At 57.9% G+C, this 14,735-nt stretch carries 11 protein-coding genes and 1 pseudogene; 3 read left to right on the plus strand and 9 right to left on the minus strand.

What is annotated here, in order from left to right; genetic code table 11:
• Positions 1–3: 3 nt before the first annotated feature.
• Positions 4–1,920, minus strand: a complete 1,917-nt coding sequence (gene mngA / locus CSK29544_RS19215) for a PTS 2-O-a-mannosyl-D-glycerate transporter subunit IIABC (RefSeq protein ID WP_007900423.1) — start codon at positions 1,918–1,920, stop codon at positions 4–6.
• A gap of 181 nt (positions 1,921–2,101) precedes the next feature.
• Here mngA and CSK29544_RS19220 point away from each other — a divergent pair, with 181 nt between their 5' ends.
• Positions 2,102–2,818 carry a GntR family transcriptional regulator gene (locus CSK29544_RS19220; RefSeq protein ID WP_007900427.1) on the plus strand — a complete coding sequence of 239 codons (717 nt, stop codon included), beginning with the start codon at positions 2,102–2,104 and terminating at the stop codon, positions 2,816–2,818.
• An 81-nt stretch (positions 2,819–2,899) separates the two neighbouring features.
• Here CSK29544_RS19220 and sucD read toward each other — a convergent pair whose 3' ends face one another.
• From sucD to sdhC, 8 genes and pseudogenes are all read right to left on the minus strand, one after another.
• Positions 2,900–3,769, minus strand: coding sequence for a succinate--CoA ligase subunit alpha (gene sucD, locus CSK29544_RS19225; protein ID WP_004385340.1), 870 nt, complete (start codon positions 3,767–3,769; stop codon positions 2,900–2,902).
• On the minus strand, positions 3,769–4,935 hold the full coding sequence (gene sucC, locus CSK29544_RS19230) for an ADP-forming succinate--CoA ligase subunit beta (RefSeq protein WP_004385341.1): 1,167 nt from the start codon (positions 4,933–4,935) through the stop codon (positions 3,769–3,771). The genes sucD and sucC overlap by 1 nt, the downstream gene beginning before the upstream one ends.
• 110 nt (positions 4,936–5,045) lie before the next feature.
• Complete coding sequence (gene odhB, locus CSK29544_RS19235) at positions 5,046–6,269, minus strand: 2-oxoglutarate dehydrogenase complex dihydrolipoyllysine-residue succinyltransferase (RefSeq protein ID WP_007900435.1); 1,224 nt, start codon at positions 6,267–6,269, stop codon at positions 5,046–5,048.
• 14 nt (positions 6,270–6,283) lie between these two features.
• Positions 6,284–9,091 (minus strand): 2-oxoglutarate dehydrogenase E1 component, encoded by a 2,808-nt coding sequence (gene sucA / locus CSK29544_RS19240; protein WP_007848384.1) that lies wholly within the window; start codon positions 9,089–9,091, stop codon positions 6,284–6,286.
• Positions 9,092–9,460: 369 nt separating this feature from the next.
• Positions 9,461–10,177, minus strand: a complete 717-nt coding sequence (locus tag CSK29544_RS19245; RefSeq protein WP_004387831.1) for a succinate dehydrogenase iron-sulfur subunit — start codon at positions 10,175–10,177, stop codon at positions 9,461–9,463.
• A gap of 15 nt (positions 10,178–10,192) precedes the next feature.
• Positions 10,193–11,959, minus strand: a complete 1,767-nt coding sequence (gene sdhA / locus CSK29544_RS19250) for a succinate dehydrogenase flavoprotein subunit (RefSeq protein WP_007781922.1) — start codon at positions 11,957–11,959, stop codon at positions 10,193–10,195.
• Positions 11,960–12,307, minus strand: coding sequence for a succinate dehydrogenase membrane anchor subunit (sdhD, locus tag CSK29544_RS19255; RefSeq protein WP_004387833.1), 348 nt, complete (start codon positions 12,305–12,307; stop codon positions 11,960–11,962).
• A pseudogene (gene sdhC / locus CSK29544_RS19260) lies at positions 12,301–12,704 on the minus strand (succinate dehydrogenase cytochrome b556 subunit). The gene sdhD and the pseudogene sdhC overlap by 7 nt, the downstream one beginning before the upstream one ends.
• A 317-nt stretch (positions 12,705–13,021) precedes the next feature.
• Between sdhC and CSK29544_RS25235 the strand changes: the two are divergent.
• Together CSK29544_RS25235 and CSK29544_RS19265 are read left to right on the plus strand one after the other, a co-directional pair.
• The gene (locus tag CSK29544_RS25235; RefSeq protein ID WP_418884782.1) at positions 13,022–13,111 is read left to right on the plus strand and encodes a hypothetical protein; all 90 of its coding nucleotides are present in this window, start codon (positions 13,022–13,024) and stop codon (positions 13,109–13,111) included.
• A 232-nt stretch (positions 13,112–13,343) separates the two neighbouring features.
• Entirely contained in the window at positions 13,344–14,630 is a 1,287-nt protein-coding gene (locus CSK29544_RS19265) for a citrate synthase (protein ID WP_004387835.1), read from the plus strand.
• Positions 14,631–14,735: the final 105 nt, after the last annotated feature.

The following is a 14,735-nucleotide window of genomic DNA, read 5'->3' on the forward strand; positions in this document are numbered from 1 at the left end:
TGCTTACGGCAACGTGCCGTCGGGGAGATAGCGGCCTGCCTTAACGGCATGGCGACGCCAGAGGATTAAAACGAGTGTCGAGATGGCGCTGCCGATAAGCGCCGCGCCAAACCAGCCAGCAGCGGCTATAAACCGTCCCAGCCCGCCGTCGCTGAGCAAAAACAGCGAGAAAATCCCCGCGCCCGGCGTAGCAAGCCCGAGGTGCAGACTACCGACGATGGCCCCCGTCACCATAGAGCCCGTGACAAACGCGCCAATCACCCGCAGCGGATCTTCAATCGCCATCGGGATAGCGCCTTCGGTAATGCCCGCCAGGCCCAGCAGCCAGGTGGATTTGCCGAGATCCTTTTCAAAGGTTTTAAAGAGGCCTGGTGCCAGCAGCGTGGATGCCGTTACGGTAAAAGCAGACACCATCTTCACCGAAGCAAACATGGCGTAAGGGGCGAGCACGCCATTTGCCATCGCGCCGAGGCAAAACGCATAGGCGGCTTTGTTCACCGGGCCGCCCAAATCGAATGAGCACATAAAGCCGATGACGGCGCCCAGCAGCAGCGCGTTAGAGCCGGAAAGGCCGTTCAGCCAGGCGGTCAACGTATTGTTAATCCAGGCGACCGGCTCGCCGATGACAAACAGCATCAGGCTGCCTGTCGCGAGCGTGCCGACCACCGGATAAACGTAAAATGTCAGAAAACCGTTAAACCGGCTGTTCAGGCGCAGATACGTTTTAATCAGTTGCATCAGTCCGCCTGCCAGCAGCCCGCCTGCCACCGCGCCGATAAACCCGGCGCCAATCATGTTAGCGGCAAGCCCGGCGGCAAACCCCGGCGCCAGCGCGGGTTTATCGGCAAGGGAAAACGCGGTGTAGGCCGCCAGCACCGGCAACATCAGCGTGTCGAGCAAACCGCCGCCGAGTTTACGCCACAGCCACAGCCAGGAGTTGTCCTGCTCAAACAACGCCTGAAGATCGAAAAGCTGTGCTAGCAGCACCGCGACCGCCAGCACCGTGCCGCCTGCGACAATCAGCGGCACCGCAAACGAAATGCCATTCAGCAATGCCTGCTTAACCGCGGTTTTCCACTGCGTACCGATGCCCGCCGCCGCAGGGGGTTGCGGGTTACCGGATGATTGCTGCGCCAGCGCCTGACGCAGCAGGCTTTCCGCCTGTTTAATGGGGGCCGCCACCGGCACGCTGAGCACCGCCCGCCCGGCGAAACGTTCCGCGTCTTTCACGGCGACATCGGCGGCGAAAATCACGCCCTGCGCCGTGGCGATTTGTGCCGCCGTCAGCCGCCCTTCAATGCCATTCGCGCCCTGCTTTTCTGTATATACGGTGATGCCGAGCCGCCGCCCTGCACGCTCCAGATACTCCGCCGCCATGTAAGTGTGCGCGATCCCCGCCGGGCACGCTGTCACGCAGACCACCACCGGCTGGTCTGCGGAGCCAGAGGCAACCGGAGGCGGCAGCGGGCGCGCTTCGAGAATGGCGAGCAACGCCTCCGCTGAAGGCGCGTTTATGGCCGCCTCGCGCACCGCATCGTCCACCAGCAGCGTGGTGAGTTCCGTCAGCAACTGGATATGCGTGGTGCCCGCTTGCGCCGCGGGGATAGCCAGCAGAAAAATGAGCTGTACCGGTTCATCGCCCTCCACACCCTGCCAGGCGACGGGTTCGCGCAGCGTCGCCACGGCAAACGTGGCCTCCCTGACCGCCGCGCATTTCCCGTGCGGCACCGCCAGCCCCTCGCCGAGCGCCGTCGGCCCCAGCGCTTCGCGCTGCATAACCTCGTTTACAAACGCGGTGTGGTCATGCAGCTTGCCCTGCGCCGCCAGCAGACCTGCGAGTGCGGCGATCGCCTCATCGCGCGTGGAAAACGGCGCGTGGATCTGGATAAGCCCCGGATCCGTTAATGCTCTGAGATTCATCATTACCTCCATGGAATGACGCCAGCTTTCGCCAGCAAGGCTTCCGATCCTGCCAGCAATAACCACACCTTTATGGGATCATTTTCATATTACCGATAATTTGTATTTAATTTGTTTTATTTACAGATAATACATTACGGGCATAATCAGAAAATACCAGGACGACGAAACAGGAGACGCTGTGGCCGCCAAACCCAAATATCGCCAGATAGCCGATACCCTGCGCGAGCAGATTCGCGAAGGTGTGCTGAAACCCGGCGACGCGCTGCCGACGGAATCGGCGCTGCAGGCACAGTTCGGCGTCAGCCGTGTGACGGTGCGCCAGGCACTGAAACAGCTCATCAGCGAGCAGATCGTGGAGAGCGTTCAGGGCAGCGGCACCTATGTGAAAGAAGAGCGCGTGCGCTATGACATCTACCAGCTCACCGGCTTTCAGGAAAAGCTGACGGACAGACAAGCAGAGACCCGCAGCGAAGTGCTGCTGTTTGAGGTGATCCGCCCCGATGAGACGCTGGCAATGCGGCTTCAGCTCACCACCGCCGATAAAGTGTGGCACGTGAAACGGGTGCGCTTTATCAAGCAAAAGCCGGTGATTCTGGAGGAGACGTGGATGCCGGTGCGGCTTTTTACCGATCTCACCTGGGAGGTGATGGAGCAGTCGAAATATCACTATATCGAGCAGATGAAAAAGCTCGTTATTGACCGCAGCGAACAGGAGATCCTGCCGGTCATGCCCGATGCTGAAGTGGTGCAGGCGCTTGGCATCGACCCGGCGCAGCCCACGCTTGAGAAGCGCTCACGGGGTTACCTGCACGACGGCCAGGTATTTGAATACAGCCGTAACGTCTTTAAAAGCGACGACTACCAGTTCACGCTGGTGGCGCGCCGCAGGCAATAAAAAAGGCTACCCTCACGAGTAGCCAACCATGTCGAATCTTATTATCGGGTGGTTTAGCCTCCCACCCACGAGGTAATACGTTTACTTCAGGATGGTTTTCAGCGCGTCGCCGATGTCCGCCAGGCTGCGCACGGTTTTCACGCCTGCCGCTTCCAGCGCCGCGAATTTCTCATCCGCCGTGCCTTTGCCGCCTGCGATAATCGCGCCCGCGTGGCCCATACGCTTGCCTTTCGGCGCGGTCACGCCTGCGATGTAGCCCACTACCGGTTTGGTGACGTGATCTTTAATATACGCCGCCGCTTCTTCTTCCGCGCTGCCGCCGATCTCGCCGATCATCACGATCGCTTCGGTCTGCGGATCTTCCTGGAACAGCTTCAGGATATCGATGAAGTTAGAGCCCGGGATCGGGTCGCCGCCGATACCCACGCAGGTCGACTGACCAAAACCGTAATCGGTGGTCTGTTTAACCGCTTCGTAGGTCAGGGTGCCGGAGCGGGAAACGATGCCCACACGGCCTGGCTGGTGGATATGGCCAGGCATGATGCCGATTTTGCACTCGCCTGGGGTGATAACGCCCGGGCAGTTCGGCCCGATCATACGCACACCGGCTTCATCCAGCTTCACTTTCACGGTCAGCATATCCAGCGTCGGGATGCCTTCAGTAATAGTGATGATGAGCTTAATGCCTGCGTCGATGGCTTCCAGAATGGAGTCTTTGCAGAACGGTGCCGGAACGTAGATAACGGACGCGGTCGCACCGGTCGCCTCTACCGCTTCGCGCACGGTGTTGAACACTGGCAGGCCGAGGTGCGTGGTGCCGCCTTTGCCCGGCGTTACGCCGCCAACCATCTGGGTGCCGTAAGCGATAGCCTGTTCGGAGTGGAATGTCCCCTGGCTGCCGGTAAAGCCCTGGCAGATAACTTTGGTGTTTTTATCGATCAGAATGGACATTATTTCCCCTCCACAGCAGCAACAACCTGCTGAGCTGCATCCGTCAGACTTTTCGCTGCAATAATATTCAGGCCGCTGTCGGCCAGTTTCTTCGCGCCCAGCTCGGCGTTGTTGCCTTCAAGACGCACGACAACCGGAACGTTCACGCCCACTTCCGCCACCGCGCCGATGATGCCGTCGGCAATCAGGTCGCAGCGCACAATGCCGCCGAAGATGTTAACCAGTACGGCTTTCACTTTGTCGTCAGACAGAATGATTTTGAACGCTTCGGTCACGCGCTCTTTGGTCGCGCCGCCGCCCACGTCCAGGAAGTTCGCCGGTTCGCCGCCGTGCAGCTTCACGATGTCCATAGTGCCCATCGCGAGGCCCGCGCCGTTCACCATGCAACCGATGTTGCCGTCCAGCGCCACGTAGTTCAGCTCCCACTGCGCCGCTTGCGCTTCGCGCGGATCTTCCTGAGACTGGTCGCGCATTTCACGCAGATCCGGCTGGCGGAACAGCGCGTTGCCGTCAGCGCCCAGTTTGCCGTCGAGGCAGATCAGGTCGCCCTGAGAGGTGATAACCAGCGGGTTGATTTCGATAAGCGCCAGGTCGCGCTCCAGAAAAATGTTCGCCAGCCCCATAAACACTTTGGTGAACTGCTGAACCAGTTTCCCTTCAAGGCCCAGTTTGAAGGCCAGCTCGCGTCCCTGATACGGCATCGGGCCGGTCAGCGGATCGATAGCGACTTTGTGGATCAGGTGCGGGGTTTCTTCCGCCACTTTTTCGATTTCCACGCCGCCTTCGGTAGAGGCCATGAACACCACGCGACGGGAGCCACGGTCAACCACCGCGCCGAGGTAGAGTTCTTTCGCGATATCGGTCGCGGCTTCCACCAGGATCTGGTTAACCGGCTGGCCGTTCGCGTCCGTTTGATAGGTCACCAGGCGTTTGCCCAGCCAGTGCTCGGCAAAGGCGCGAATCTCTTCTTTGCTCTTAACGACTTTTACACCGCCCGCTTTACCGCGGCCGCCTGCGTGTACCTGGCATTTCACCACCCACGGGCCGGAGCCGATTTTAGAGGCGGCTTCTTCTGCTTCACGCGGAGTCGAGCAGGCATAACCTACCGGCGTCGGCAGGCCTGATCTGGCAAACAGCTGTTTCGCCTGATATTCGTGTAAGTTCATCTCTTCAGTCCATCAAGAAAAAGCGCATTCACGCTCGGAGTTCGAAATTGCCGCGCCTTGCGGCGCGACCATAAACATTACCTGAGGGCGGTCGGGCCGCCCTTGTGAAACTACACGTCCAGCAGCAGACGAGTCGGATCTTCCAGCAACTCTTTAATGGTCACCAGGAAACCTACCGATTCACGGCCATCGATCAGACGGTGATCGTAGGAAAGCGCCAGGTACATCATCGGCAGGATCTCAACCTTGCCGTCCACCGCCATCGGACGATCTTTAATGGCGTGCATGCCGAGGATCGCGCTCTGCGGCGGGTTGATGATAGGCGTGGACATCAGCGAGCCGAAAACGCCGCCGTTGGTAATGGTGAAGTTACCGCCGGTCAGGTCTTCTACGGTCAGTTTGCCGTCACGGCCTTTAACCGCCAGCTCTTTGATTTTCTTCTCGATGTCCGCCATGCCCAGCACGTCCACATCGCGCAGAACCGGGGTCACCAGGCCGCGCGGCGTAGAGACCGCCATGCTGACGTCGAAATAGTTGTGGTACACCACGTCGTCGCCATCAATGGACGCGTTCACTTCCGGGAAGCGTTTGAGCGCTTCAACGACCGCTTTCACATAGAAGGACATAAAGCCCAGACGGATACCGTGACGTTTTTCGAAGGCGTCGCCGTACTGCTTACGCAGATCCATAATCGGCTTCATGTTCACTTCGTTGAACGTGGTCAGCATCGCGGTGGAGTTTTTCGCTTCCAGCAGACGCTCGGCCACGCGTTTGCGCAGGCGGGTCATCGGTACGCGTTTTTCGCTGCGGGAACCGAGCTGCGGCTGCGGCGCGGCGGCGGCTTGTTCCGGCGCTTTTGCAGATTCGCTGCCGTTCGCTTTCGCCAGATGTTTTTCCACATCTTCACGGGTCAGACGGCCACCAACGCCGGTGCCTTTGATGGCGGCCGCGTCCAGGTTGTGTTCGGCGAGCAGACGGCGGATAGCCGGGCTCAGCGCGTCGTTATTTTGTTCTTCGAGAGACGCCTGCTGGCGCTGCGCCGGGGTAGATTCTTTCGCTTCCGGTTTGGCGCTGCTCTCTTTGCCCGCGCTGTTGCCTTCGCGCAGGCGGCCCAGGATCTGGCGAGAGGTGACGGTGCTGCCTTCGTCTTCCAGTACCGCATCCAGAACGCCGTCAGCCGACGCCGGTACTTCCAGTACCACTTTGTCAGTTTCGATTTCTACCAGCACTTCATCGCGTTTCACCGCGTCGCCCGGCTTTTTATGCCAGGTGGCGACGGTTGCGTCAGCAACGGATTCAGGCAGGTCGGGAACAAGAATATCTACGCTACTCATTATTTATCCTTTAATTAATTGACGTTCAGCGCGTCATTAACCAGATCTTGTTGCTGTTTCTGGTGAACGGACATATACCCTACCGCCGGCGAGGCGGAGGCCGGGCGGCCTGCATAACGTAATGCAGAGCCAAACGGAATCACTTCACGAAGGTGGTGCTGGCTGCAATACCAGGCGCCCTGGTTGAGCGGCTCTTCCTGGCACCAGACGAAATCATGCACGTGCGCGAACGGCTTCAGCGCTTCCTGCACGGCGTGGTGCGGGAACGGGTAGAGCTGTTCGATACGGACAATCGCCACATCCTTCTGATCATTCTTACGACGCTGTTCCAGCAGGTCGTAATAAACCTTACCAGAACAGAGCACGACGCGTTTCACGCCCTGCGGATCAAGCTCGTCAACCTCACCGATAGCCGGCAGGAAGGCGCCGTTGGCCAGCTCTTCAAGGCTTGATACCGCCAGCGGGTGACGCAGCAGCGATTTCGGTGACATCACCACCAGCGGACGGCGCATACCGCGCAGCGCCTGACGACGCAGCATGTGGTAAACCTGCGCCGGGGTCGACGGCACGCACACCTGCATGTTCTGCTCGGCGCAGAGTTGCAGATAACGCTCCAGACGCGCGGAGGAGTGCTCCGGGCCCTGGCCTTCGTAGCCGTGCGGCAGCAGCATCACCAGGCCACACATACGGCCCCATTTCTGCTCGCCGGAGCTGATGAACTGGTCGATAACCACCTGCGCGCCGTTGGCGAAGTCGCCAAACTGCGCTTCCCAGATGGTCAGCGTGCGCGGCTCTGCAGTCGCATAGCCATATTCGAACGCCAGTACCGCTTCTTCAGACAGCACGGAGTCCCAGACTTTGAACTGGCCCTGGCCGTTATGAATGTGTTGCAGCGGCACCCAGGTAGAACCGTTAGCCTGGTTATGCACCACGGCGTGACGGTGGAAGAAGGTGCCACGGCCGGAGTCTTCACCGGACAGGCGCACCGGAATGCCTTCATCGACCAGCGTCGCATAGGCCAGCGTTTCCGCGCCGCCCCAGTCGAACGGTTTCTCGCCGTTCGCCATCAGCTGACGGTCGCCGTAGATTTTCGCCACGCGCGACTGCATCTCGATGCCGTCCGGCACGGTGCTGATGCGCTTCGCCAGTTCCTGCAGACGCTTCATCTCCACTTTGTTCGGGTAGCTTTCGTCCCATTCGTGGTTGAGATACGGCGACCAGGTAAAGGAGTGCATATTCATCGGACGCCACTCTTTCACCACGCACTCGCCGGCATCCAGCGCGTCGCGGTAGAGATTGACCATTTCGGTCGCGTCTTCGAGTTTCGCCACGCCTTCCTGCTCCAGTTTGTCGGCGTAGATTTTGCGCGGGGTCGGGTGTTTTTTGATTTTCTGATACATCAGCGGCTGGGTGGCGCTCGGCTCATCGGCTTCGTTATGGCCGTGACGGCGGTAGCACACCAGATCAATAAACACGTCGCGCTTAAAGGTGTTACGGAAATCCAGCGCCAAGCGGGTCACAAAGGCGACCGCTTCCGGGTCGTCTGCATTGACGTGGAAAATCGGCGCCATGACCATTTTGCCGATGTCGGTGCAGTACGGGGTGGAACGGGCGTCAAGCGGGTTAGAAGTGGTGAAGCCCACCTGGTTGTTGATAACGATACGGACCGTACCGCCCACTTCGTAGCCGCGCGCTTTGGACATGTTCAGGGTTTCCTGAACCACGCCCTGCCCGGCAACCGCCGCGTCGCCGTGAATGGTGATCGGCAGCACTTTGTTGCTGCTCGGCTCATCCAGACGGTCGAGACGCGCGCGCACCGAGCCCATCACCACCGGGCTGACAATCTCCAGGTGCGACGGGTTAAACGCCAGCGCCAGGTGGACCAGGCCGCCTTCGGTTTCGATATCCGACGAGAAGCCCATGTGATATTTCACATCGCCGGTGCCGAGGTGTTCTTTATGTTTACCGGCGAATTCATCAAACAGATCCTGCGGTTTTTTACCGAGCACGTTGATGAGCACGTTCAGACGACCGCGGTGCGCCATACCCAGCACTACTTCGCGCGTGCCGCTTTTACCGGCGTGGCGGATCATCTCTTTGAGCATCGGGATTAACGCGTCGCCGCCTTCCAGCGAGAAGCGTTTCGCGCCAGGGAATTTCGCGCCCAGATAACGCTCCAGGCCTTCGGCGGCGGTCAGTTCGCTTAAGAAGCGTTTTTTCTCGTCCGCGCTAAAGCCCGCGTGGCCCGCGACCGATTCGATACGCTGCTGGATCCAGCGCTTCTCTTCCGTCGAGGTAATATGCATGTATTCCGCGCCGATGGAGCCGCAGTAAGTCTGCTTAAGCGCCTCGATGAGGTCGCCGAGCTTCATGGTCTCTTTGCCGAGTGCAAAAGAGCCTACGTTAAAGGTTTCCTGGAAATCGGCTTCGGTCAGATCGTGGAACGCAGGGTCCAGATCCGCGACGCGCTCCTGCTGCCACAGGCCCAGCGGATCGAGATTCGCGTGCTGGTGGCCACGGAAGCGATAGGCGTTAATAAGCTGCAGGACTTTAACCTGCTTCGCATTCGTGTCAGGGTCGGAAATCGAGGAAGAGTAACGTGAGGCATCCTTCGCCAGACGACGGAAATAATCACGCGTTTTTGAATGGAATTGATCCGGTTTCGCGCCGGTGCCAGGCAGTTGCTGGAACATAGAGCGCCAGTGGGCGTCCACTGAATCAGGATCGGTTAAGAAGTCTTCATAGAGCTGTTCTATCCAGCTCTGGTTAGAGCCAGAGAGGTAAGAAGAGTCCAGCCAGGCTTTCATTGCGCCGTTCTGCATCGTGATCCCTTAAGCATGTCTGCTTATTTCGCCGTAGAAACTACCACGTACAGTGTTGTACGTGCCGGGGTTCACCTGCGAGCTCTTGTTAGTGGGGCCCGCGAAGGAACCTTTAAAAACTGCCATTAATCTTCTTCGTTCAGGCTGCGACGTTGTTGGCTGCCTTCGCTTACCCCAGTCACATAGTTCACTATGCTCCTGGGGATGCGCTCAGTTGCCGCCTTGTCTCGCTCTGAACGCCTCGATTACTGGTACTACTCTGTAGCGGTTTTTAAAGGTTTCCTGCTTTTCCCTCTCCCCTCAGGGAGAGGGACACTGATATGTAGGGCGGGTAAGCGTAAGCGCACCCGCCACTACCGCAACACTTACTTACGCGCTGCGCTGCAACAACATCGACTTAATATGGCCGATGGCGCGCGTCGGGTTTAACCCTTTCGGACAGACGCTCACGCAGTTCATGATGCTATGGCAACGGAACACGCTGAACGCATCGCTCAGGCCATCCAGGCGCGCGTTGGTTTCGGTATCGCGGCTGTCGATAAGGAAACGGTACGCGGCCAGCAGGCCTGCCGGGCCGATGAACTTGTCCGGGTTCCACCAGAACGACGGGCACGACGTGGAGCAACAGGCGCACAGAATGCACTCGTACAGCCCGTCGAGCTTCTCGCGCTGCTCCGGCATCTGCAAATGTTCACGCGCTGGCGGATTCTGCCCATTATTCAACAAGTAAGGCTTAATCTTCTCATATTGGGCGTAGAACTGTCCCATGTCCACTACCAGGTCGCGGATAACCGGCAGGCCAGGCAACGGACGGATAACGATTTTCTGCTTGCCCGCGCCCAGGCTTGAGACCGGCGTAATACAGGCGAGGCCGTTTTTGCCGTTCATGTTCAGGCCATCGGAGCCGCAGACGCCTTCGCGGCAGGAGCGGCGGAAAGAGAGGCTCGGGTCCTTCTCTTTCAGCAGCATCAGGGCGTCGAGCAGCATCATGTCGCGCCCTTCTTCCTGCTCCAAGGTGTAATCCTGCATGCGCGGCGCGTCGTCGACATCCGGGTTATAGCGATAAATGGAAAACTCGAGTTTCATCACATTGCTCCGCTCTTAATAAGTACGCACTTTCGGCGGGAAAGCCGGGCGCAGCTTAGGCTGCATATTCACTTCGCGACGCGTCATGCTCTCGGTTTGCGGCAAATAGAGGCTGTGGCACAGCCAGTTTTCGTCGTCGCGGTCCGGGTAGTCGAAGCGGCTGTGCGCGCCACGGCTCTCGGTACGGAAGTTCGCCGATACGGCGGTGGCGTAAGCGGTTTCCATCAGGTTATCCAGCTCCAGGCACTCGACGCGCTGGGTGTTGAACTCGCTGGAGGTGTCATCCAGACGGGCGTTTTTCAGGCGCTCGCGGATAGCTTTCAGCTGCTCAAGCCCTTTGGCCATCGCGTCGCCTTCGCGGAATACCGAGAAGTTATGCTGCATACATTCCTGCAGCGCTTTGCGGATTTCGACCGGATCTTCGCCGCTGCGGTTGTTGTTCCAGCGGTTGAGGCGCTCCAGCGAGAACTCCACGTCGGAGTCGCTGGCGTCGCGAAGCTGGCCCTGCTCGGCGATGGATTCCTGCAAATGCAGGCCCGCCGCGCGGCCAAACACCACCAGGTCAAGCAGCGAGTTGCCGCCCAGACGGTTGGCGCCGTGTACCGATACGCAGGCGATTTCGCCAACGGCGAACAGGCCCGGGATCACCACGTCTTCGCCCTTCTCATTCACGGTCAGCGCCTGGCCGGTCACTTTGGTCGGAATACCGCCCATCATGTAGTGACAGGTCGGGATAACCGGGATCGGCTCTTTAACCGGGTCAACGTGAGCAAAGGTACGGGAGAGTTCCAGAATGCCCGGCAGGCGGGATTCCAGGACTTCTTTACCGAGATGGTCGAGCTTCAGCTTGGCGTGCGGGCCCCACGGCCCGTCGCAGCCGCGGCCTTCGCGGATTTCGATCATGATAGAGCGGGCCACGACGTCGCGACCCGCCAGATCTTTCGCGTTCGGCGCGTAACGCTCCATAAAGCGCTCGCCATGTTTGTTCAGCAGGTAACCGCCTTCGCCGCGGCACCCTTCGGTGACGAGTACGCCCGCGCCGGCGATGCCGGTCGGGTGGAACTGCCACATTTCCATGTCCTGCACCGGCACGCCTGCGCGCAGCGCCATGCCGACACCGTCGCCGGTGTTGATGTGGGCGTTGGTGGTAGACTGATAAATACGGCCTGCGCCGCCGGTCGCCAGCACGGTCGCGCGGGCTTTGAAGTAGACCACTTCGCCGGTTTCAATGCACAATGCGGTGCAACCCACCACCGCGCCATCCTGGTTTTTCACCAGATCCAGCGCATACCACTCAGAGAAAATGGTGGTGTGGTTTTTGAGGTTCTGCTGATAGAGCGTATGCAGCAGCGCGTGACCGGTACGGTCCGCCGCCGCCGCGGTGCGCGCCGCCTGCTCGCCGCCGAAGTTTTTCGACTGGCCGCCGAACGGGCGCTGATAAATACGGCCGTCATCAAGACGGGAGAACGGCAGCCCCATGTGCTCAAGCTCCAGAATCGCTTCCGGGCCGGTTTTACACATATATTCAATCGCGTCCTGGTCGCCGATATAGTCGGAACCTTTTACCGTGTCATACATGTGCCATTCCCAGTTATCTTCATGGGAATTGCCAAGCGCAACGGTAATACCGCCCTGGGCGGATACGGTGTGAGAACGGGTCGGGAACACCTTGGAGAGCAGCGCACAGGTCTGGCCGCTCTGGGAAATCTGCAGCGCCGCGCGCATACCTGCGCCGCCTGCGCCAATAACAACGGCATCAAATTCTCTGACTGGCAAATTCATTTACACACCCCACACCACAACAAATCCATAAATCACGTAAACCACCAGCGCGACAACAATCGCGAGCTGCAAAAACAGACGCAGCGCCAGATGTTTTACGTAGTCGGTCAGCACCTGCCACATCCCAATCCAGGTATGGACGAGAATGGAAATCAGGGTCAGCAGGGTGAACACTTTGGTGAAGGTGGATGAGAAGAAACCAGTCCAGACTTCCCAGGTCAGGTCGCCGTTCATCGCGAAGAAACCAATCATATAAATGATATACAGCGTCATTACGATGGAGGTGGCGCGAACCAGGATGAAGTCATGTACGCCGTTGCGTCCTAATGCGGAGGCGTTGCTTACCATACGAGGACTCCTGCGAGAATTGAAAGCACGACAGTGATAATAAAAGCGAACTTAGCGGAGCGTTGGCCTGCTGCGAAGGTTTCTTCAAGATAGCCGAAATCCATCAGCATGTGGCGAACGCCGCCAACAACGTGGTAAGCCAGCGCTGTCAGAATGCCCCACAGGATGAATTTAACGAAGAAGCTGTCCATGATGTTGGACGCAGTCAGAAAGCCTTCTTGAGACGAGAGTGAGAGTCCTAACAACCACAGCAGAATGCCGACGGCGACAAAGGTAATCACGCCGGAAACGCGGTGGAGGATAGAAGCAATCGCGGTGACAGGAAACCGGATCGTTGTCAGATCCAGGTTGACAGGTCGTTGTTTATTCACCTTTTTTATCATGAATGCGCCCACATGCTGTTCTTATTGTGTCCTTCCTCCGGTCTGCAGGCGGGTCAAGCAGCGTCATTTTTCTATAACTCCGCGTCATGCAAAATCACCGCTTCCAAAGGCTGCATGACGCGTTACTACGCTGGGTGGCTCGCGGTTGCAAGGTGTTCCGGAGACCTGGCGGCAGTATAGGATGTTCACAATATCATTACAATTAACCTACAAATTCTTTGGCCGCTTTTGGTCGGAACAGTGACCAGGATCACGATAACAACATTATTTTAAATTTTAATCATCTGATTTGACAAATGTTAAACAAATTAGTTACAAACATCACCAGGAAATGCATATAATTCGCAAAAGTTATGGGGTCATGCTTTCACCTGAGAATAAGTTATGTAACAGTGTGCCAGTATTGACCGCAGTAATTTAGCCCGGTATTAGTGATAAACAGGTTTGACAAATACTGACGGCTAACACCCTGATTTACTGTTGTTTCACCCAGGTTTGAATGGTTGCCTGCAAGCCGCCCATCGCTCTGTACCCTGGTTTCCCCTCTGAAACAGAGCTGCGCGCCACACAACAAACTGGCAACTGTCCCCCTGCTGGCTGGAGGTAAATCGGCGGTTAACCGTCGCAAGCAACAGGCGCTAAGGAGACCGTAAATGGCTGATAAAAAAGCAAACCTAACCTATAACGGTGATGGTGCTATCGAACTGGATGTGCTAAAAGGCACGCTCGGTCAGGATGTAATCGATATCCGTAGTCTTGGTTCTAAAGGTGTTTTCACGTTCGACCCCGGCTTTACTTCCACCGCATCCTGCGAGTCCAAAATCACCTTTATCGATGGTGACGAAGGTATCCTGCTGCATCGCGGTTTCCCTATCGATCAGTTAGCCACTGAATCCAACTATCTCGAAGTATGTTACATCCTGCTCTACGGCGAGAAGCCGACCCAGGAGCAGTATGACGAATTCAGAACCACCGTCACCCGCCACACCATGATCCATGAGCAGATCACGCGCCTGTTCCACGGTTTCCGTCGCGATTCGCATCCGATGGCCGTACTGTGCGGTGTGACCGGCGCGCTGGCGGCGTTCTACCACGACTCGCTGGACGTCAATAACCCGCGTCACCGCGAGATCGCGGCATTCCGTCTGCTCTCTAAAATGCCGACCGTGGCAGCGATGTGTTACAAATATTCGATCGGCCAGCCGTTTGTTTATCCGCGTAACGATCTCTCCTACTCCGGCAACTTCCTGAATATGATGTTCTCCACCCCGTGCGAGCCTTACGAGGTCAACCCGGTGCTGGAGCGCGCGATGGATCGCATTCTGATCCTGCACGCGGATCATGAGCAGAACGCGTCAACCTCTACCGTGCGTACCGCAGGCTCCTCCGGCGCGAACCCGTTCGCATGTATCGCTGCGGGCATCGCCTCCCTGTGGGGACCGGCACACGGTGGCGCTAACGAAGCCGCGCTCAAAATGCTGGAAGAGATCAGCACCGTTGAGCACATTCCGGAATTCGTGCGTCGCGCGAAAGACAAAAACGACTCTTTCCGCCTGATGGGCTTTGGTCATCGCGTTTATAAAAACTATGACCCGCGCGCCACCGTCATGCGCGAAACCTGTCACGAAGTGCTGAAAGAGCTGGGCACCAAAGACGATCTGCTGGAAGTGGCGATGGAGCTGGAAAACATCGCGCTGAACGACCCGTATTTCATCGAGAAGAAACTCTACCCGAACGTGGATTTCTACTCCGGCATCATCCTGAAAGCGATGGGCATTCCGTCTTCCATGTTTACCGTTATTTTCGCGATGGCGCGTACCGTGGGCTGGATTGCGCACTGGAACGAGATGCACAGCGAAGGCATGAAGATCGCGCGTCCGCGTCAGCTGTACACCGGCTACGAGCAGCGTGATTTCAAATCTGACCTGACCAAACGTTAATTTGACGCTGCGGTTAATCTGAAAAACGCGCTTCCGGGCGCGTTTTTTTATGGGCGTTTTGGCGGCGGGTGCGCTACGCTTACCCGCCCTACACCGAACAACCGT

It is taken from the genome of Cronobacter sakazakii (assembly GCF_000982825.1).
GTDB lineage: Bacteria > Pseudomonadota > Gammaproteobacteria > Enterobacterales > Enterobacteriaceae > Cronobacter > Cronobacter sakazakii.